Origin of the sequence: Bradyrhizobium sp. 45 (assembly GCF_023073155.1) — a bacterium.
Taxonomy (GTDB): Bacteria; Pseudomonadota; Alphaproteobacteria; order Rhizobiales; family Xanthobacteraceae; genus Bradyrhizobium; species Bradyrhizobium canariense_D.
This window is the reverse complement of sequence record NZ_JADPIX010000006.1, coordinates 86391-105324: the sequence shown is the minus strand read 5'-3', so window position 1 is coordinate 105324 and position 18934 is coordinate 86391. Positions and strand designations below refer to the sequence as shown.

Sequence of the window (18934 nt, the reverse complement as noted above, 5' to 3'; positions counted from 1 at the left end):
CGTGGATCTGGCCGTCTAAAGACGGCGGACTAGGCCATAGAAGTCCTCGGGGGGTCAATGGGTTGCCGCTGGCGGCGCGGCGCCGCAAGGCTGCTCCGCAAAAATACGGAGAGTCCTGTTCGGCTCGCCGGGCCTGGTCACCGAGAGCGAGGTCGATCGCGTCCGGGCTGCGGGTTAGCCCTCAGCCCGCCATCATCATTTCCGCCGCGCCGTTGTCGATCACCGTGATGCCATGCTCGACGACGTTGTTGCGACCGCGGTGCTTGGCGGCGTAGAGCGCGGCGTCGGCGGCTTCGATCAAATCGCCCGGACGCAAGCTCTCGTTGGGCTTGGTCGCGGCAACGCCGATCGAGACGGTGACGATCATGTGGTCGGAGGTGATGTGCGGCAGGCCCAGCTTCAGCACGGCCGCACGCGCCTGTTCGCCAATTTCGACGGCGCGCGCCACGTCGGTGTTCGGCAGCAACAGGCAGAATTCCTCGCCGCCGTAGCGGGCCGCGAAGCCCATCGTGTCGGCGGCGATGCCGGACAGCGATTCGCCGAGCCTGGTCAGGCAAGAATCGCCTTCGAGATGGCCGTAGGTGTCGTTGAACAGCTTGAAATGGTCGACGTCGATCATCAACAGCGCGAGGTCGCTGCCATATTGCTGCGCGCGCATCCATTCGAAATCGAGGCGGCTCTGGAAGCCGCGGCGGTTGGCAAGCCCCGACAACATGTCGATCGAGGCCATCACCGTGAGTCGGTCATTGCTCGCCATCAGCTCGCGTTCGCGCTGGCTGAGCTGTGCGGCCATCGCGTTGAACGCGCGGGCGAGCGGCACGAACTCGGCCGGCAGGCGATTGCGCGCGGCACGCGCCGACAGATCGCCCTCGCCCAGACGCTTGGCCATGTCGGCGAGCATCCTGATCGGCTTGATCACCAGTTTCTCGGCTGCGATCAGCGCGCCGAGCAGCACGAATACGACGACGAAACCGAGCTGGAGATAGGCGGTGCGGATGTCGCGGCTCACGGCCGCGGACACCTTGTCCTCGTCGATGCTGGCGATCAGGCGGGCATTGGTTCCGGCGATGCGGATATAGCTGACCGCGCGGCGGGAGCCGTCGGCAGCGAGGAAAGAGAGTGAACCTTCGTCCTGGTCAGACCTCAGCGCCTTGTCGGCGATCGCGGACATCAGCGGCATGTTGTCGAGCGGACGGCCGATCGCACTATGCTGGTCGGCCGGTGCCGCCAGCACGGTGCCGGTGCTGTCGACCAGCACGGCCGTGATGCCGGCGCGCCCCCCCAGATTGCTCATGACCTTCGACATCCAGTCGAGGTTGACGGTGGCGAGCACGACGGCATCCGCTACGCCGCTGAAGGCGGACACCGGGTAAACCGCCATGACGGTCGGTGTCAGCACCGGGCGCGACAGGATGAAGTCGCTCAGGACGAAGCGGCCGGTTTCCTGCGCCTGCTGGAAATACGGCCGGTCACTGAGGTCCAGGCCGACATACATGTTGTTGGTGGCGCACTGGATGCGCCCGTCCTGGCCGGCGATCAGAAGCGTGCGGATCCAGGGAAGGTTCGACGGCAGGCTCGCGCGCAGCACGTCACAGCTCTTGCTGATGCCGCCGGCGGAGGCGCGGATGAAAGCTTCCGATTTCAGGATGGTCTCGACCGACGAGATCACCTCGCGCTGCGCATCGGCGCTGTGTCTTGCAACGGTGGTGAATTCGGCTGTGGCCTGTGCGATCTGCCGTGTGCGCGTGTCTTCCAGCGATCGGATGCGTTCGAACATCAAAGGCGTCACCAGAATCACCGCGAGCAACGCAAGCCGCGCCCGGATTCCGAGAACCTGCTTGAGTTTCGCTCGTTTGCGGTTGAAACTGACGTTTGACATCTTCGCTGCCCACCCCGCGGCTAAGGTAAAGCGAGGGGTTCAAAAACTCTTTCTTGAACTCGGTAAAATTAGAACTAGCTCCGCAACAACCAGCTCCGATGCGACATCATGACTGAAGCCAACGCCGCGCCGCTAACCGGCCATTCACCAAACGCGCTCGCCGCGGTCGAAGCCGAAATCGCGCGCGCCTGCAAGGATGCGCGGCGCGAGCGTGCCTCCGTGACGCTGATCGCGGTGTCGAAAACTTTCGCCGCGGATGCAATTACCCCGGTCATCGGCGCCGGGCAGCGCGTATTCGGGGAGAATCGCGTGCAGGAGGCCAAAGGCAAGTGGCCCGCGTTAACTTCTGTTTACCCCGATATCGCGCTGCATCTGATCGGCCCGCTGCAATCCAACAAGGCGAAAGAGGCAGTCGCGCTGTTCGATGCCATCCATTCGGTCGATCGCCCGAGCATTTGCCAGGCGTTAGCCAAGGAAATCGAATCCCAGAACAAGCACCCGGAATTGTTCGTGCAGATCAATATCGGTGAGGAGCCGCAGAAGGCGGGCATCGCGCCCGGCGAGGCCGATGCTTTCATCGCGAGCTGCCGCGACACCTACGGGCTGACGATCTCGGGGTTGATGTGCATCCCGCCGGTAGACGAGCCGCCGGCGGCGCATTTCGTGCTGACCGCCAAGGTCGCCGCGCGCAATGGATTGAAGAAGCTCTCGATGGGCATGAGCGCGGATTATGCGACCGCGATCATGCTCGGCGCCACCCATGTGCGCGTGGGCAGTGCGATCTTCGGGCGCCGGTGAGAGCCGTTAGCGACGGCAGAGCGCCATACGAACTCTCGATTTCGTCATTGCGAGCACAGCGAAGCAATCCAGAGTCCCTCCGCGGAAAGATTCTGGATTGCTTCGCTGCGCTCGCAATGACGGTGGTGTATGTGGGGCCTATTCAAACCCCACTGCCACCTTCCCCAGCGCGCCAAAGTCCGCGACAAACCGATCACCCGCCTGGATCGGAAGCGGCGGATGGCACGTGCCCGTGGTCACTACCTCCCCTGCCCGCAAGATGATGCCGAGGCCACGCAGCTCGTTGGCCAGCCAGGCCAGGGCAATGCGGGGATCGCCGAGCACGTTCTTGCCGTGGCCGAGATAGCGCTGGCCGCGTAGCGTGATCTGCGGCCGCTCTTCGACGAGATCCATGGCACGCCAGTTCGCATTCGTCGCTGCGCCCAGCACGAACAGATGCGCACAGGCGTTGTCGGCGATGAGCTGCGCCTCGCCGGCGCTGGCGAAATCGGCAAAGCGCGAATCGGGAATCTCGATCGCGGGATGCAAGCTGTCCACGGCGGCGAGCACCTCGTCGACAGTATATGGCGCCGCGCGCGGCGGCAGATCGCGCCCCATGCCGAAAGCGAACTCCGGTTCGCCGACGCGCATCGCGTTGCCCTTCATCGAGGCGGTGCCGCCATCGGCGATCACGGTGTCGCTCATGATCCGACCGGCCAACGGTCCCGCGACATTGATGTGCTTCTGTCCGGACTCGCTCGTTGCCGCGATCTTCCAGCCGAACAAAGTCCCGCTGAGCGCAGCCTGCACGGCGTAAGCCTCGGTGCGGTTCTGAGGCCGCAACTCTGGCTCCAGCGCGTCAAGCTTGGTGCCGTCGCGCCAATGTTTAACCAGGACCTGCGAAGCGGCGGCGATCTGATCCTTGTCGAGCATGTGTCCTCATCCGATGATGATTTTTGTTTTTGGTCCAAGCCGCCGCAGCAATTGTCGCATCGCCGCTTCGGTCATCGAGACGCAGCCTGCGGTGGGGCCGAAATTGTCGCGGGCCAGATGCAAGAACACCGCGCTGCCCCGGCCGGCGATCCGCGGCCTCGTATTGTGGTCGATTTCGATGATGAAGTCATAGAGATGGTCGGCCCGCTTGAGCCGGTCGCCGCCCTGCCCCTGGCGGAGGCGGATTCCCTGATTGTAATGACGGTCCTTGGGATCCTCGCACCAGGCGTCCTCGCCGGTGATGATCCGGGCCGGCAGGAAGGTCTGCGGGCGGCTGTGCCGGTCGCCCCGCCACCACAATCGCCTCGGACGGAAGCTGCCCCGCGGGGTGCCGCCATCGCCCTCGCGCTTGTTCGCCAGAATGCCGCCGCGTCCGAGCGCCACCGGAATCGTCAGCGCTCCGGCGGTCAGCCAGCCCCGGCGCGGCTTCCCGGCGGCAGGCTTAACGCGGATCACCGAGAGCGGCCCGGCGCTCCGGTTCATGGTGTAACTAGCTGAAGCAGCTTTATTTTTCATGTGAACGTGCGATGTCGAATTCATTACAGGACATTCATCAAAACGGCCTGCTATTCTAGGTTAGAGTGGTTCTGGCTTGTGAATCGGTAACAGCCCACTACTTCAAGACGAACAACAATAATAACGGCGACCCCTAAACTTCCCTCTCGGCCGGGTGCAGCATGGATGCGCGCCGCGCCGGACCCCAAAAGGATGACCCCCTATGGCCAATGCCCGCAAGATCCTGATCGTGGATGACGATACCGATCTGCGCGATACGTTGGTGGAGCAATTGTCGCTGCACGAAGAATTTGAAGCCTCCGCGGTCGATACCGGCGCCAAGGGCGCGAGCGCCGCGAAGGCCAATGCCCCCGATCTCGTCCTGATGGATGTTGGCCTGCCCGACACCGATGGCCGCGAAGTGGTCCGTTCCTTACGCAAGGGCGGGTTCAAGGCTCCGATCATCATGCTCACCGGGCATGACACCGATTCCGACACGATTTTGGGGCTGGAATCCGGCGCCAACGACTATGTCGCAAAACCCTTCCGCTTCGCCGTACTGCTGGCGCGCATCCGCGCCCAGCTCCGGCAGCACGAAGCCAGCGAGGACGCAGTGTTCTCGGTCGGCCCCTACTCTTTCCGGCCCGGCTCCAAGATGCTGACCGCCGCCAATGCGCGCAAGGTCCGGCTGACGGAGAAGGAAACCGCCATCCTCCGCTTCCTCTACCGGGCCGGCCAGATGCCGGTCTCGCGCGAGACCCTGCTCCAGGAGGTCTGGGGCTACAATTCCGGCGTCACCACCCACACGCTGGAAACCCACATTTACCGGCTTCGCCAGAAGATCGAGAAGGACGCCGCGAACCCGGAAATCCTGGTCACGGAAGCCGGTGGCTACAAGCTGGTGCCGTGATACGCTTCAGGGGCGTGCGAATCGTTTTAGATTGCGTGCCCTTGAGCCCCGGACCTGAATGTCAATCGACGATGATGTAGCGCTTCTCGAGCGTGTCCCGACACTGCGCCTGTTGGGAGACGCTTCGTTGCGCATGCTGGCGATCGGCTCCGAGCAGCGTGACTTCGTCCGCGGCGACGTCTTGTTCAATCTCGGCGACGATGCCGATGCCGGCTTCGTGGTCCAGCGCGGCGCCTTCCGGGTCGACGACGGCGCCGGTGCGGAGATGATCGCAAGTCCCGGTGCGTTGATCGGCGAGCTCGCGCTGATCGTGCCGATGAAGCGGCCGTCGAGCGCGATCGCGATCGAGCACGCCTCCGTCATCCGCGTCGCGCGCAGCCTGTTTCAGCGTGTGCTCGAAAGCGACCCCGCCGCCGCCGTCCGCCTGCGCGACGAATTCGCGGTGCGCTCCAGCCAGATCGCCAGCGATATATTGATGGCGGGTGCGAAGCTGACGTCGTGATGTCGTCCTGGCGAAGGCCAGGACCCGTCATCCCAAATGTTTCTGGCTTGGTGCGATTGCCGATGTCCTCGCGCAACAACGAAGATTGGTGTAATGGGCCTGGCTTTCGCCAGAGCGACATTAAACCTCGAGCGTCACCGTCACCGGCACATGATCCGACGGACGCTCCCAGCTCCGCGCATCGCGCAAAATCTTGAAATCACTCACCGCATCTTTCAGCGCGCGCGAGACCCAGATGTGGTCGAGCCTGCGGCCGCGGTCGCCGACAGTCCAATCGGCGGAGCGGTAGCTCCACCACGTGTAGACCTTTTCCGACATCGGAATGCGATCGCGCGCGACATCGACCCATTCGCCGGCGGCGAGCGCGGCTTGCAGCTTCTCGGTTTCGATGGGCGTGTGCGACACCACTTTCAGAAGCTGCTTGTGCGACCAGACGTCATTCTCATGCGGGGCAACGTTGAGATCGCCGACCAGGATGTGGCGATCCTCGCCGCGCGGATGCAACGGCTCGCACGCCTTCATCTCGTCGAGGAAGCGGAGCTTGTGATCGAATTTCTCGTTCAGCGCGGGATCGGGAATGTCGCCGCCGGCGGGCACGTAGAAATTATGCACCACCAGGGGTTTCGCGATCCCGGCCCTCTCACCGAACGACACCGAGATGTGGCGTGAATCCACCTTGTCGCAGAAGGTGCGGATGTCCTTCGACTCGAACGGAATCTTCGAGACGATGGCGACGCCGTGATAACCCTTCTGGCCGTTCAACGCGACATGCTCGTAGCCGAGCCGCTTGAAGCGCTTCAGCGGAAAAGCGTCGTCGATGCACTTGGTCTCCTGGAGACACAGCACGTCCGGCCGCGCGCTCTTGAGAAATTTTGCGACCAGATCGATGCGCAGCCGCACCGAATTGATGTTCCAGGTTGTCAGGGAAAAACGCATGAGATTGATCTAACAAACTCCATCCGTCATGGCCGGGCTTGACCCGGCCATCCACGCCTTTTTGTAGGTCCAGATTGTAGGTCCAGAACGTGGATGCCCGGGACAAGCCCGGGCATGTCGATCATCGCAGCAGCGAGTAAGTCTCAGCCCGGCGACGGGCCGTAATTGGTAAAATCGATCTTGAACATGCCGGGATCGAGCTTCTTGCTCGTATCCAGATTATAGACCGCGATCGTGGTGTCGTAGCCCTGCGGGTCGGTGACGGTCCACTGCTTCAACTGGCCGTCCTTGGCGCCGAACATCAGCAAGAGGCGACTGGTGCCGACCAGCGCCTGCTTCTCCTCGATGGTGACGCTGACGAAGACGTCGTCGGCCGAGACGTTGACGACGTTGGTGTCCTTCATCAGGTCGATGCGGTCGGACAGCAGGAAACGCAGCGGTGTCTGTGACAGCGGATAGACGTCCTGCGTCGCGAGCTTGCGGTCGCGCACCACCAGCGACGATCCGTCGGCGACGATGTCGATCGGGCTCGGCGCGTCATATTCGAAGCGCACCTTGCCCGGCTTCTGGATGTAGAAGTCGCCTTGCGTCTTGCTGCCGTCGGGGCCGACCTGGACGAAATTCCCGACCAGCGTCGACAATGACGACAAATAGGCGCTGACCTTGGCGGCCTGGGCCTTCTGGTTCGCATCGAAGGTCTGGAAGATGCTGCTCGGCACGTTGCGGCGTGGATCCGGAATCACCGGATTGGGCGGCGTCTGGGTCGCGCCGGTGACCGCGGGCCCTCCAACGGCCGGACCGCCGTCGCGGCCCTTCGGTGCAGGCTTCGGCACGGGAACGGTCTGCGCGAACGACGCCGTGATCACCATCGCGGCGGTGACGAGAATTACGCCGGCCATGCGCGCGCTCCGCGCGGCGACAATGGCAGCGAATCGAATGTCCGGATGTCTGATCAACGCGTCGTCCTGTGTGGCTGGGCGCCCTTTTAGCGTGATTTCGGCCAAAAGCAGATAACGTTTTTGCGTGAATGATGGTTTGAGGCGGCTCGCCTCACATATGGCTGTCTTCTTCCTCGACCAGGATCTCGCGCTTGCCGGCGTGGTTGGCGGGTCCGACGATGCCCTCCAGTTCCATGCGCTCCATCAGCGATGCGGCGCGGTTATAGCCGATCTGCAGGCGGCGCTGGATATAGCTGGTAGAGGCCTTACGGTCGCGTTTGACGATCGCAACAGCCTGCGAGAACAAATCGCCGCCGCCATCCGCGCCCATGGCGGACGCGTCGAACACCGCGCCGTCCTCGTCTTCGCTGGGTTCTTCGGCCGTGACGGCTTCGAGATATTCCGGCTGTCCCTGCGTCTTGAGGTGGCGCACCACCTTCTCGACTTCCTCGTCCGACGCGAAAGGTCCGTGCACGCGGCTGATGCGACCGCCCCCGGCCATGTAGAGCATGTCGCCCTGGCCGAGCAGCTGCTCGGCACCCATCTCGCCGAGAATCGTGCGGCTGTCGATCTTGGACGTCACCTGGAAGGCGATGCGGGTTGGGAAGTTCGCCTTGATGGTACCGGTGATGACGTCGACCGATGGACGCTGCGTTGCGAGGATCACGTGCAGGCCGGCGGCGCGCGCCATCTGCGCGAGGCGCTGCACCGCGCCTTCGATGTCCTTGCCGGCAACCATCATCAGGTCGGCCATTTCGTCGACGATGATGACGATGTAGGGCAGCGGGTCGAGCGAGAGCTTCTCTTCCTCGTAGATCGCCTTGCCGGTTTCCTTGTCGAAGCCGGTGTGCACCGTGCGCGTCGGCTCTTCGCCCTTGGCCTTCAATTCGAGCAAGCGCGTGTTGTAACCGTCGATGTTGCGCACACCGAGCTTGGCCATGTTCTTGTAGCGCTCTTCCATCTCGCGCACGGCCCATTTCAGCGCGACCACCGCCTTCTTCGGGTCGGTCACGACGGGCGTGAGCAGATGGGGAATGCCGTCATAGACGGAGAGTTCGAGCATCTTCGGATCGACCATGATCAGGCGGCACTGGTCCGGGCGCAGCCGATAGACCAAGCTGAGGATCATGGTGTTGATGGCGACCGACTTGCCGGAGCCGGTGGTACCGGCGATCAGCATGTGCGGCGTGCGTGCGAGGTCGATGATGACGGGATCACCGCCGATGGTCTTGCCGAGGCAGAGCGGCAGTTTCGCAACCGAATCGACAGTCTCCTTGGCGACCAGCAGCTCGCGCAGATAGACCTTTTCGCGATGCGCGTTCGGCAGCTCGATGCCGATGGCGTTGCGGCCCGGCACGACGGCGACGCGCGCCGAGAGCGCGCTCATCGAACGGGCGATGTCGTCGGAAAGTCCGATCACGCGCGACGATTTGATCCCCGGCGCCGGCTCCAGCTCGTACAGCGTGACCACGGGACCCGGATGGGCCTTCACGATCTCGCCGCGAACGCCGAAATCCTGCAGCACGCCTTCGAGCGCGCGCGAATTGGTTTCCAGCTCGGCCTTGCTGAGCGGCTGGCGATCGCCGGCCTTGGGCGCGGCCAGCACCGACACGGACGGAAGCTCGAACTTGTCGGAAGATTTCTTGGAAGCAGCCTTTGGAGCAGCCTTCTTGCGCGGCGCGCGCGCGGCGGGCTCCTCCTCCTCTTCCTCCTCGTGGTCTTCTTCGTGCTCGTCCTCGTCGTGCTCGTCTTCGGACTGCGGCGAGATCGGCGGCGCGGCGCGGCCGCCACCGAGCTTCGGCTCCTGACGGCTGAAGGCAACGGCCTTGGTCTTCGGTCCGCTCGAGACCAGCGAGCGGTAGGCCGCGCCAAGCAACCAGATCAGTCGTGCCTTCGTGCTCATCAAGGCGTGGAACAGCCAGCCCAGCGATACCGAACCGCGATCGCTCTCCTCGTCCAGGTCGAGCGGCTTGTCATCGTCCTCGATCTCAGCGAGTTCGTCGTCATGCTCGCGTGCGCCGAGGCCGCAGGCGATCAGGAAGGTCGCCGCCATCGCGGCGAACAGGATCGTGCCGAGCACGATGCGATAGATCATGCCCGGCGGTCCGAAGATCACCGCGGGCGCGCGAACCAGGGCATCGCCGACCACGCCGCCGAGGCCTGTCGGCAGCGGCCAGGCGCCGCCATGTGGCCAGCAGCTGACGAAGCCCGCCGCGATCACCGTGCAGAGAATCCAGCAGCCGAGCCGCAGCGCCTCGCGGTCGAACGGGCGGTGGGTCAGCATGCGCCAGCCCCAGACCGCGACGGTCAGGACCAGCATGATCGCGCCGAGCCCGAGGATCTGCATCGCAAGGTCGGCGCCGATCGCGCCGGCATAGCCGAGAATATTGCGGATCGGCCGCGACGTTGCGTGGCTGAGGCTGGGATCCTGCACTGACCAGGTCATCAGCGCCGCCGAGGCGGCGCCCGACAATGCGATCAGGCCGAGACCGCTGAGCTCGCGCACGCGCCGCGCCAGCCCCTCGCGGATCGAGGGCGGCAGATGGCTGACCAAGGGAATGACACGTTCGATTGTCGACATGCTCATGGGCCCCGCCTAACCCAGAGTCTCGACCAGGCGGTGCAGCGCCTGCGCCGTGGTCTCGCCATCCTGCACAAGCGCAAGGCGAATGTAGCCTGCGCCGGGATTGAAGCCGTCGGGCTGGAGCCGCGCCAGATAGCTGCCGGGCACCACGCGCACGCCTGCTTCCTTGAAGAGTTTCAGGCACACAGACACATCGTCGCCGATTTCGGACGTGTTGAGCCAGACGCAGAAGCCGGCATCGGGCCGGCGATAGCCGTAACGATTGCCGATGATCTGGTCGGCGAGATCGAACTTGATGCGGTAGAGCCTGCGGTTCTCCTCGACATGCGCCTCGTCGCCGTAAGCAACGGTCGCGACATGCTGCAACGGGACCGGCACCTGCGGCGCCGCGATGTTGCGCAATTCGAGGAACATGCCGATGAGTTTTTTGTCGCCGGCGGCGAAGCCGACGCGCAGGCCCGGCAGGTTCGAGCGCTTGGACAGCGACTGGAACGCGACCACGCGGGTGAAATCAGGGCCAGCGCATTCGAGCGCGCTGCCGGGCGCTTCGCGGGTGTAGATCTCCGAATAGCACTCGTCGCTGAGGATCACGAAGCCGTAGCGGTCGGCGAGCTGCTTCAGGCGAATGAAATAATCGCGCGAGGCCACCGATCCCTGCGGGTTGGCGGGCGAGGCCAGATAGAACGCCACCGTGCGCGCCAGCGTCGCCTCGTCGATGGCGTCGAGATCGGGCAGGAAGCCGTTCTCGGCGGTGGTCGGCAGGTAGACCGGCTCGCAAGCAGCGGCGCGGGCGCCGGCGCCATAGACCGGATAGAACGGGTTCGGCATCAGGATCGCGGGCTTGCCGGGACGCGGGCCGACATAGCGCGCAGCCGCGATGGCGGCGAGGAACAGCCCCTCTCGGCTGCCATTGAGGACGAGAATCTCGCTCTCGGGATTGAGCGGTCGCGGCAGCTTGAAACGCGACGACAGCCAGGCGCCCGCGGCCAAGCGGAACGGGTCGGTGCCCTTGTTCGCGGGGTAACGGCCGAAATCGGCGATGTGCTTGGCCAGTACCGGGCCGACGAAATCAGGCACCGGATGCTGCGGCTCGCCGACGGCAAGCGAAATCAAAGGCTTGCCGGGCTGATGCGGTGCCAGCAGCTCGTTCAGCCGGACGAAGGGAGAGCGTTCGCTATCGGAGCTTCCACTGTCCTGCGGCGCACGGGATGAAGCGGTCATAGCCATTCTGGACGCCAGCACTCTTGGAACAGCCGGTCGCAGCACGGCGCCGACGGGAAGCGGTTCAGTTCACCATAGATAGGGCGAGGTTAAGACGCGATTAACCATCGGTCGCCGCCTCGGTCCAGAGCAGGAATAATGAGGCCACGGGCGGCTCTCGGAGCTGGTCATGCCATTGCGAGGGGGTGGACGTCTTGGCGATGTCATGGCCGGGCCTGTCCCGGCCACCCACGGCCTTTCCGACGGCGTCCAAGAACGTGGATGCCGGGACAAGCCCGGGCATGACGGCTTATGACGGCTTTGGCGGATAGGCGCCCTAATGCCCCGGCAGCTTCTCGAATGTCGCCATGCCCGCGGGGATCGCGTGGAAGTCCTGCTTGTCGCAGGTGTAGATCGCCATCTGCGGATGGAACTGCGCAGGTTCGTCCAGCGTGCCGACCTTCAGGATCGCCGCCGGCAGGCCGGGAACCTTGGTCACCAGATGGGTCCCGCATTGAGCGCAGAATTCGCGCGTGACGGCGCGTTCGAGGTCCTTGCGCGCGAATTGCTTGGGTTGCCCGGTGATGTAGCTGAAGCCAGCCGCCGGCATCGCGATGAAGGTGTTGGGCGCGCCGCCCGAGATGTACTGGCACTCGCGGCAATGACACTGCGCCTGCATCATCGGGTCGCCCTCGGCGACATAGCGCACTTCGCCGCAATAGCATCCGCCTTCCAAACGCATGACGACCTCCCGATTGTTGTTTCTTGTGGTCGATATTTCTGCGCGGGCGGTGTGGAATGGCAATCTTTTTCTTTCGCCTGGACGGACCAAGACAGACCTCCTGCAGCCGGTTCGTGCATCTATCTCTTGGCAAGTCCGCAGCCGTTGAATCCCCGGCCGCGCCAGCACCCGCTGCTCATGCACTCGGCTTCCAGCCGTGGACAAGCGGTTGAAGCGCAATCCGCGCGGCCACCCATACCGACGCATGCCGTGGCGCACCTGCTTCGCATGAACGAACAGCTCATGCCGCTTCCGGTCTGCCGCGGTTGCCCTGCTCCGGCCTGATCTGGCGGCAGCACGGCCGTCTTGTCCTCGCGCTTGGGCGCCCGCTTCGAATCAGGTCGGCCCGGACTTGCAGCGGGGCTCTGTGTCGTCAGCTTGGAGAGTTCCATCCGACACGGTCGGCTGGTATCGGTGCGGACGCCGGCGCCGGTGGTTCCTTTCAGCTCGAGTGCGAGCTTGTACTGATAGGGCGCGCCGGCTGTGCGGCGCAGCGGATCCTTCTCGCCAATCAGCCCGTTGACGGTGACAGTCGCGCTGCCATCCGCTTCGATCTTCCCGTCATAGATTGTGGCACCGGGCTTGCCCTCTTCCCCGGAGAGAGTGTGCAGCACGCCATCCTTGACGCGCAGGGCATACTGGAAATAGGCCTCGGGAAATGGGGGCTTGTTCTCGCAAGTCTCCTTCGCGATCCAGGTTCCATCGAATGCGGTTACGCGCTTGGCGGTGTCTGATGGTTTCGCCAAGGTCTCGACGCGCGATTTCGCCAGATCTGCGAACGCGCAGGCCGGGAAGCGTGCGAGGTGATCCTTGAATGCCGCGAGCGTTCCCAGCGCTTCCGCGCTACGCCAATGGTCTCCGGCCTCCGCGCAGGGATCGACCTGAGGCGTCGCAGGCGACAACGCCGCCGTCTCGGGCTTGCCGTTCAGGTAGAACTCGCCGAAGAACGACAGCGACAGCTCCGGTACTTGCGAGCCTTTGGAGCGCTGGTAGACGCCGGCGCTGATCGTCTGAAATACCGTGTTGACGTTGCCCTTGTCGCCGATGTGCTCCAGGAACGCGCTGGTGTAGGGGCTGTTGCGGCCGCTGCCGTCGTCGGCGGTCCGGCCGGCCTGTGTCGCGTAGGAAATGATGGTGCCCTCGGGACTTTCCATCTTGGCAAGGCCGCGTGAGACGGTGACGCCACGGCCCTGTCCGACGTTTCGCCGCAACTCGTCGGCAAATGGATTGTCGCGGCAGGCGTCGAGCACGAGGATGCGCAGGTTCTTGGCCTGCTGCAGATCCGCCAGGATCTCGTCGGCGCGCACCAGACGGCGCAGATCGACCTCGTCGCGAACGACGGCATCGACAGGCACCAGATAGTTGACGCCGGCGAACTGGAGCGCGTGCCCACTGTAATAGAACAGGGCGACATCGGCGCCGCGGGCCTCACGCGCGAAGCGAAGAATGGTGTCCTGCATGGCGGACTGGTCGAGGTCGGTCGTGACAACAGGATCGAACCCCGATCGCTTGAGGGCCGCGCCGACATCGGCCGCATCGTTGGTCGGATTGGCGAGCGGGGGAACGTTTCGGTAAGCGCCGTTGCCAATCACCAGCGCGACGCGCTTGTCCGCGCGGGCATCGAGGCTCGACAAAGCGAGCAACAGGAAACACCAGACTAGGCAATAGGGCAGACGCATGAAATCCTGCTCCAAACGGGGAGCATGATATTCAGCAAGCTCGCAGCAATGCAATTTAACTTATGACGGCCCAGCGGCACGGGACCAAAAAGAAAGGGGCTCCAACTTGCGCTGGAGCCCCTCAACGGTCGGGACATTGCCGGGTATGTGCCCCAAACCGTAGTTGTGAGCGCGACCTCCGAGGAGGCCGCGCCCGGGAGGAGACTTACATGTTGTAGGCGCGCTCTGTGTGCTCGGTGATGTCGAGGCCTTCACGCTCGCTCTCGACATTGGCGCGGAGGCCAACGATCACATCGACGACCTTGTAGAGAATCGCCGAACCGATGCCCGACCACACCAGCGTGGTGCCGACGCCCCAGACCTGGGAGATCATCTGCGCCGCGAAGTCGTAATCGGCAACCTTCGGCGGGATCGCGGTGTAGTCGATGATGCCCGCACCACCCAGCGCCGGATTGACGAGGATGCCGGTGCCGAGGGCGCCGATGATGCCGCCGACGCAGTGCACGCCGAACACATCGAGGGAGTCGTCGTAGCCGAGCGCGTTCTTCACGACGGTGCAGAAGAACAGGCAGACCACGCCGACCACGAGGCCGAGGACGATCGCACCCATCACGCCGGAGAAGCCGGCGGCAGGCGTGACGGCCACGAGGCCCGCGACAGCGCCGGAGATGACGCCGAGCACCGACGGGTGACCCTTGATGATCCACTCCGCGAACATCCACGACAGCGCGGCGGCTGCGGTGGCGACGAAGGAGTTGGTCATGGCGAGGGCTGCGCCGCCGTTGGCTTCGAGGTTGGAGCCGGCGTTGAAGCCGAACCAGCCGACCCAGAGCAGCGAGGCGCCGATCATCGACATCGTCAGCGAGTGCGGAGCCATCAGCTCCTTGCCGTAGCCGACGCGCTTGCCGATCAGCAGGGCGCCGACGAGGCCTGCGATGCCGGCGTTGATGTGCACCACGGTGCCGCCCGCAAAGTCGATCGCGCCCTTCTTGAAGATCCAGCCTGCGTCGGCGTTGATCTCATCGAGCTTGGCCTGCGCTGCGGTCTTCGCCGCGCCATCAGCCGCAGCAGCCAGAGCCTTGGCTGCGTCCTGGATCATGTCCGGGCCGGGCCAGTACCAGACCATGTGCGCGATCGGGAAGTAGATCAGCGTGACCCAGAGCGGGACGAAGAGCGCGAGCGCCGCGAACTTCATGCGTTCGGCGAAGGCGCCGACGATGAGGGCGGGCGTGATCGCCGCGAAGGTCATCTGGAAGCACATATAGATGAGCTCCGAGATGTTGGCGTCGACCGAGAAGGTCGCGGCCTTCGAGTCGGTGGTGACGCCCATCATGAAGGCCTTGGAGAAGCCGCCGATGAAGTCGGAACCGCCGGTGAAGGTGAGGCTGTAGCCGTACACGGCCCAGATCACGGTGACGACGCAGACGGTGTAGAACACCTGCATCAGGACGGAGAGCATGTTCTTGGAACGGACGAGGCCGCCGTAGAACAGCGCGAGGCCGGGGATCGTCATCAACAGCACGAGCACTGTCGATGTCAGCATCCAGGCGTTGTCTCCCTTGTTGACCGTTGGCTCGGCGTAGGCTGCGGTCGCAGCGAACAGGCCGACTGCGAGAGCCGCCAATCCCGCGCCATAGGGACGCTTAAACGTCATTTCATTTACTCCTGATTGAATTTTGATTGAGCGCGAAATCAAAGGGCCGCAGCATCGGCCTCGCCGGTGCGGATGCGAACCGCATGGTCGAGATTGATGACGAAGATCTTGCCGTCGCCGATCTGTCCGGTTTTCGCGGCGGTCGTGATGGCGTCGATGGTCTTGTCGACCTGGTCGGAGGCGACAGCGACCTCGATCTTGATCTTGGGCAGGAAGCTCACGGCATATTCGGCGCCGCGATAGATTTCCGTATGGCCCTTCTGGCGGCCATATCCCTTGACTTCCGTCACCGTGAGACCGTGAACGCCGATGGCGGTCAGGGCGTCACGGACTTCTTCCAGCTTGAATGGCTTAATAATCGCCATAACAATTTTCATGGGTCCTATCCCCGCTTGGGCCCGGTCCGGACGTGGCCGGGCGCTTCTCGACTGGTTCGCCACGAGGGAGAAAGTTCACTACGCGGGCACAGCCAGGACCCTTAGAATCAAATGCCGTGCCAGATCGGGCGTGTTGCCTAACGGACTATGAAAACGGGTGTTTTCGCGTTTGACGCGTAGTGCCGTGCAGTGCGCCATTACGCCGCGCTCAATACCTGACCATGCCTGATTAAAATACAGGCACGACAGGCTGTCGACACATTGGTGCTCACACGTAGGGCAGCAGAAAGGTATTTCCGTAAGGCGCGCGCCTATTGCAGGGCTTGTCGTGCCGCGAAATATCGGGCCCGTCGCACTTGTGCTCACGGAATGCGCGCAACCGGCCAACCTGCTTGAGCGGGCGAGGCTTGCCGGACGGGTCCCCGGCAGGGACCGTCAGGCGGCGCTGCGTTCCGCGAAGACCCGGTCGATCAGGCCCCAGTCGACCGCCTGCTGCGCGGTCATGAAATGGTCGCGGTCCAAGGTCCGTTCCACGTCCGGTTCGGGGCGCCCGCAATGCTGGGCATAGAGCCGGATGATGCGCCGCTTGGTTTCCTGCATTTCGGTGGCGTGGATCAGGATGTCGGACGCCTGGCCCTGAAAGCCGCCGAGCGGCTGATGCACGTGAAGGCTCGCATTGGGCAGGGCGGCGCGGTGACCGGGCTCGCCGGCCATCAGCAGAAACGAGCCCATCGAGCGCGCGGTGCCCATGCACAGCGTATGCACTGGCGCCTTGATGAATTGCATGGTGTCGTACATCGCAAGGCCGCTGGTGACCACGCCGCCATAGGAATTGATGTAGAGATTGATCGGCTTGTTCGGATTCTCCGCCTCCAGAAACAGGAGCTGCGCGCAGACCAGTCCGGACATCGCATCATTGACCTCGCCATTGAGGAAGATGATGCGCTCGCGCAACAGGCGCGAATAGATGTCGAAGGATCGCTCGCCGCGGGCGGATTGTTCGACGACCATAGGGACGAGCTGAAGCATGTCGCGCATCGGCGACCTCCATTTTCTGCGGGTGATGAAGTGGTGTTGGTGTCAGGCGGCCGCGCGCATCAGGCAGCCATTGCTGTTGGCCGGCTGCGGCAGCTTCATACGGATCTCGCAGGCTTGCTGGATGATGCGAAAGCGGGTGCCGCCATCCTCGTTCGGCTCGATCCGGAAGATGACATGGCTTTCGCGAAACGGCGGTTCGGAATCGCGCAGCCGGTAGCGCACCTCCTGGCCCGGGATCGCTGATTCCGGCTCGGCGCCCGCAAGATCGCAATCCGGCAACCAGCGCTCGCGCAAAGCCGGAATGGTCACCGCGCGCCAGACCTTGGCCGGCGGCGCATCGAATTCATATTCGAGCACCAGGTCTGTTTTGAGCGCCAAGTCTGCGTCGGAGGGATCAGGCTTCACGGCGTCGCTCATTGATCCATCTCCTTCAAGAGATCGGCGAGGGCATCCATGCGTTTCGGCCAATAGGCGCGGTAGCGCGCAAGCCAGGCCCCGATCGCGGAGATTCCTTCGGGATCGACTTCGTAATTCACAAAGCGGCCCTGCCGCTGTTCGCGCACCAGGCCCGCGCCGCGCAGCACCGCGAGATGCTGCGACATCGCCGGTTGGCTGATCTCCAATCCGTCGCGCAAGGCGCTGGCATTCAGGCTTCCGCCGGCAAGCTTCTCAAAGACCTTGCGGCGGGTCGGGTCGGCCAGCGCTTTGAAGATGTCGGCTTCGATCATGGCGACACATAAGCATACGCTTATGTGTTGCGCAAGCCCAATTACTGCAGCGCCTCGCCGTGCTGCGAAATATCCAGCCCCTCGAGTTCGTGCTCGCGGGAGACCCGCAACGGCACGAACAGACCGACCAGCTTGAGCAGGACGAAGCTCATGCCTGCCGACCAGACGAAGGTGACGGCGACCCCGTAGAGCTGGATAAGAAGCTGCTGCGGATGGCCTTCGAGCAGGCCGGCGGTGCCGCCGATCGCGCTCGTTGCGAACACGCCGGCCAGCAGGGTCCCGGTCATCCCGCCGATGCCGTGGACGCCGAACACGTCGAGCGAATCGTCATAGTCGAAGCGGTGCTTCAGCCAGGTGCAGGCCCAGTAGCAGACGAGGCCTGCGATCACGCCGATGACGATGCCGTGCCAGGGCGCCACGAATCCCGAGGCCGGCGTGATGGTGCCGAGGCCGGCCACCGCGCCGGAGATCATGCCGAGCACGGACGGCTTGCGCCGCGTCGACCATTCGATCGCGCCCCAGGTCAGCGCGCCGGAGCAGGCTGCGAGATGGGTCGCGATGATCGCCATCACCGCGCGAGAATTGGCTGCGCCCGCCGAGCCGCCGTTGAAGCCGAACCAGCCGACCCACAACAGGCCGGTGCCCATCACCGCGAGCGACAGATCGAATGGCGAGAGATTTTCCGTGCCGTAGCCATGACGGCGTCCCATCACCTTCGCCGCGACGAGGCCGGCGGTGCCGGCCGACAGATGCACCACGAGGCCGCCGGCGAAATCCAGCACGCCCATTCCGGCGAGGAAGCCGCCGCCCCACACCCAATGCGCGAGTGGAATGTAGACGAAGATGAACCAGGCCACGGAAAAGAGGAGATAAGCGGAGAACCGCATCCGGTCGGCCACCGCGCCCGCGACCAGCGCCACCGTGATGATCGCAAACGTCATCTGGTACAGCATGAACAGCGCTTCCGGGATCGTCTTCGCCGCCGGGTTGACGCTGTCCATGGTCATACCGGAGAGAAACCAGCGGTCGAGCGTGCCGATCCACGGGCCGTCGCCGACGAAGCACAACGAATAGCCGAACGCGACCCAGAGAATGGAGATGATCGTCACTGCGGCGAGGCTCTGCGCCATGGTGGCGAGGACGTTCTTCTTGCGCACCATGCCGGAATAGAACAGCGCGAGCCCCGGGATCGTCATCATCAGCACCAGCGCGGTGGCGACGATCATCCAGGCGGTGTCGGCAGTGTTGATCTCGGAGCCCGCGGCACGCGCCGGCGAAGCCATGATCGACCCAAGCCCGATCGGCGCGGCGATAGCAGCCGCGCGGCGCAACAATCCCGCCATGTCGTTTCCCCCAGCTATTGATTGTGTCGCACGCCGTGGCGCCGTTGCCCGGTGCGATCGAAGAAGAGCGTTGTCGAGCGAAGCGGTTACCGGTTCGCGAAAAGAAAACGCGTCAAAGCA

18 protein-coding genes are annotated in these 18934 nt (G+C 63.9%); 3 read left to right on the top strand and 15 right to left on the bottom strand.

From position 1 onward, the window contains the following. Window positions 1-181: 181 nt before the first annotated feature. The gene (locus IVB42_RS01025; RefSeq protein ID WP_018459650.1) at window positions 182-1879 is read right to left on the bottom strand and encodes a diguanylate cyclase; all 1698 of its coding nucleotides are present in this window, start codon (window positions 1877-1879) and stop codon (window positions 182-184) included. A 108-nt stretch (window positions 1880-1987) separates the two neighbouring features. Here IVB42_RS01025 and IVB42_RS01020 point away from each other — a divergent pair, with 108 nt between their 5' ends. Further along, entirely contained in the window at window positions 1988-2677 is a 690-nt protein-coding gene (locus IVB42_RS01020) for a YggS family pyridoxal phosphate-dependent enzyme (RefSeq protein WP_247393713.1), read from the top strand. A gap of 138 nt (window positions 2678-2815) precedes the next feature. On the opposite strand, the gene IVB42_RS01015 is transcribed toward IVB42_RS01020, so the two are convergent. Together IVB42_RS01015 and IVB42_RS01010 are read right to left on the bottom strand one after the other, a co-directional pair. Then, a complete protein-coding gene (locus tag IVB42_RS01015) occupies window positions 2816-3589 on the bottom strand; it encodes a fumarylacetoacetate hydrolase family protein (protein ID WP_018459652.1) in 774 nt (257 codons plus the stop codon). A gap of 6 nt (window positions 3590-3595) precedes the next feature. Beyond that, window positions 3596-4132, bottom strand: coding sequence for a L,D-transpeptidase family protein (locus IVB42_RS01010; RefSeq protein ID WP_018459653.1), 537 nt, complete (start codon window positions 4130-4132; stop codon window positions 3596-3598). Between the two features lie 235 nt (window positions 4133-4367). On the opposite strand from IVB42_RS01010, the gene IVB42_RS01005 reads away from it, so the two are divergent. Then, a complete protein-coding gene (locus IVB42_RS01005; protein WP_007598630.1) occupies window positions 4368-5054 on the top strand; it encodes a response regulator transcription factor in 687 nt (228 codons plus the stop codon). A gap of 58 nt (window positions 5055-5112) precedes the next feature. Continuing rightward, a complete protein-coding gene (locus IVB42_RS01000; RefSeq protein ID WP_007598631.1) occupies window positions 5113-5556 on the top strand; it encodes a cyclic nucleotide-binding domain-containing protein in 444 nt (147 codons plus the stop codon). Window positions 5557-5676: 120 nt separating this feature from the next. Here IVB42_RS01000 and xth read toward each other — a convergent pair whose 3' ends face one another. The 12 genes from xth to IVB42_RS00940 all read right to left on the bottom strand — a co-directional run bounded on the left by xth (window position 5677) and on the right by IVB42_RS00940 (window position 18814). Further along, on the bottom strand, window positions 5677-6492 hold the full coding sequence (gene xth / locus IVB42_RS00995; RefSeq protein WP_018459654.1) for an exodeoxyribonuclease III: 816 nt from the start codon (window positions 6490-6492) through the stop codon (window positions 5677-5679). Between the two features lie 143 nt (window positions 6493-6635). Then, on the bottom strand, window positions 6636-7391 hold the full coding sequence (locus IVB42_RS00990; RefSeq protein WP_018459655.1) for an outer membrane lipoprotein carrier protein LolA: 756 nt from the start codon (window positions 7389-7391) through the stop codon (window positions 6636-6638). Between the two features lie 151 nt (window positions 7392-7542). Next, window positions 7543-10017 carry a DNA translocase FtsK gene (locus IVB42_RS00985; protein WP_026233856.1) on the bottom strand — a complete coding sequence of 825 codons (2475 nt, stop codon included), beginning with the start codon at window positions 10015-10017 and terminating at the stop codon, window positions 7543-7545. Window positions 10018-10026: 9 nt separating this feature from the next. Continuing rightward, window positions 10027-11241, bottom strand: coding sequence for an aminotransferase class I/II-fold pyridoxal phosphate-dependent enzyme (locus IVB42_RS00980; protein WP_026233857.1), 1215 nt, complete (start codon window positions 11239-11241; stop codon window positions 10027-10029). A gap of 310 nt (window positions 11242-11551) precedes the next feature. After that, window positions 11552-11956 carry a GFA family protein gene (locus tag IVB42_RS00975; RefSeq protein WP_018459659.1) on the bottom strand — a complete coding sequence of 135 codons (405 nt, stop codon included), beginning with the start codon at window positions 11954-11956 and terminating at the stop codon, window positions 11552-11554. A gap of 119 nt (window positions 11957-12075) precedes the next feature. Continuing rightward, window positions 12076-13674, bottom strand: a complete 1599-nt coding sequence (locus IVB42_RS00970; protein ID WP_247397675.1) for a caspase family protein — start codon at window positions 13672-13674, stop codon at window positions 12076-12078. A 205-nt stretch (window positions 13675-13879) separates the two neighbouring features. Further along, complete coding sequence (locus IVB42_RS00965) at window positions 13880-15328, bottom strand: ammonium transporter (RefSeq protein ID WP_018459661.1); 1449 nt, start codon at window positions 15326-15328, stop codon at window positions 13880-13882. A 38-nt stretch (window positions 15329-15366) separates the two neighbouring features. Then, window positions 15367-15705 (bottom strand): P-II family nitrogen regulator, encoded by a 339-nt coding sequence (locus tag IVB42_RS00960; protein WP_007598642.1) that lies wholly within the window; start codon window positions 15703-15705, stop codon window positions 15367-15369. 435 nt (window positions 15706-16140) lie between these two features. Further along, a complete protein-coding gene (locus tag IVB42_RS00955) occupies window positions 16141-16743 on the bottom strand; it encodes an ATP-dependent Clp protease proteolytic subunit (protein ID WP_018459663.1) in 603 nt (200 codons plus the stop codon). 42 nt (window positions 16744-16785) lie between these two features. Continuing rightward, a complete protein-coding gene (locus IVB42_RS00950; RefSeq protein WP_018459664.1) occupies window positions 16786-17160 on the bottom strand; it encodes an SRPBCC domain-containing protein in 375 nt (124 codons plus the stop codon). Further along, window positions 17157-17471 carry a metalloregulator ArsR/SmtB family transcription factor gene (locus tag IVB42_RS00945; RefSeq protein WP_018459665.1) on the bottom strand — a complete coding sequence of 105 codons (315 nt, stop codon included), beginning with the start codon at window positions 17469-17471 and terminating at the stop codon, window positions 17157-17159. The genes IVB42_RS00950 and IVB42_RS00945 overlap by 4 nt, the downstream gene beginning before the upstream one ends. Window positions 17472-17512: 41 nt before the next feature. After that, a complete protein-coding gene (locus IVB42_RS00940) occupies window positions 17513-18814 on the bottom strand; it encodes an ammonium transporter (protein WP_018459666.1) in 1302 nt (433 codons plus the stop codon). Between the last annotated feature and the right edge of the window lie 120 nt (window positions 18815-18934).

Coding starts and splice junctions, on each gene's coding strand:
- IVB42_RS00965 (WP_018459661.1), bottom strand. CDS start 15,328: ATGACGTTTAAGCGTCCCTATGGCGCGGGATTGGCGGCTCTCGCAGTC.
- IVB42_RS00950 (WP_018459664.1), bottom strand. CDS start 17,160: ATGAGCGACGCCGTGAAGCCTGATCCCTCCGACGCAGACTTGGCGCTC.
- IVB42_RS01010 (WP_018459653.1), bottom strand. CDS start 4,132: ATGAACCGGAGCGCCGGGCCGCTCTCGGTGATCCGCGTTAAGCCTGCC.
- IVB42_RS00985 (WP_026233856.1), bottom strand. CDS start 10,017: ATGAGCATGTCGACAATCGAACGTGTCATTCCCTTGGTCAGCCATCTG.
- IVB42_RS00945 (WP_018459665.1), bottom strand. CDS start 17,471: ATGATCGAAGCCGACATCTTCAAAGCGCTGGCCGACCCGACCCGCCGC.
- IVB42_RS00975 (WP_018459659.1), bottom strand. CDS start 11,956: ATGCGTTTGGAAGGCGGATGCTATTGCGGCGAAGTGCGCTATGTCGCC.
- xth (WP_018459654.1), bottom strand. CDS start 6,492: ATGCGTTTTTCCCTGACAACCTGGAACATCAATTCGGTGCGGCTGCGC.
- IVB42_RS00980 (WP_026233857.1), bottom strand. CDS start 11,241: ATGGCTATGACCGCTTCATCCCGTGCGCCGCAGGACAGTGGAAGCTCC.
- IVB42_RS00990 (WP_018459655.1), bottom strand. CDS start 7,391: ATGGCCGGCGTAATTCTCGTCACCGCCGCGATGGTGATCACGGCGTCG.
- IVB42_RS00960 (WP_007598642.1), bottom strand. CDS start 15,705: ATGAAAATTGTTATGGCGATTATTAAGCCATTCAAGCTGGAAGAAGTC.
- IVB42_RS00940 (WP_018459666.1), bottom strand. CDS start 18,814: ATGGCGGGATTGTTGCGCCGCGCGGCTGCTATCGCCGCGCCGATCGGG.
- IVB42_RS01015 (WP_018459652.1), bottom strand. CDS start 3,589: ATGCTCGACAAGGATCAGATCGCCGCCGCTTCGCAGGTCCTGGTTAAA.
- IVB42_RS00970 (WP_247397675.1), bottom strand. CDS start 13,674: ATGCGTCTGCCCTATTGCCTAGTCTGGTGTTTCCTGTTGCTCGCTTTG.
- IVB42_RS01025 (WP_018459650.1), bottom strand. CDS start 1,879: ATGTCAAACGTCAGTTTCAACCGCAAACGAGCGAAACTCAAGCAGGTT.
- IVB42_RS01005 (WP_007598630.1), top strand. CDS start 4,368: ATGGCCAATGCCCGCAAGATCCTGATCGTGGATGACGATACCGATCTG.
- IVB42_RS00955 (WP_018459663.1), bottom strand. CDS start 16,743: ATGCGCGACATGCTTCAGCTCGTCCCTATGGTCGTCGAACAATCCGCC.
- IVB42_RS01020 (WP_247393713.1), top strand. CDS start 1,988: ATGACTGAAGCCAACGCCGCGCCGCTAACCGGCCATTCACCAAACGCG.
- IVB42_RS01000 (WP_007598631.1), top strand. CDS start 5,113: ATGTCAATCGACGATGATGTAGCGCTTCTCGAGCGTGTCCCGACACTG.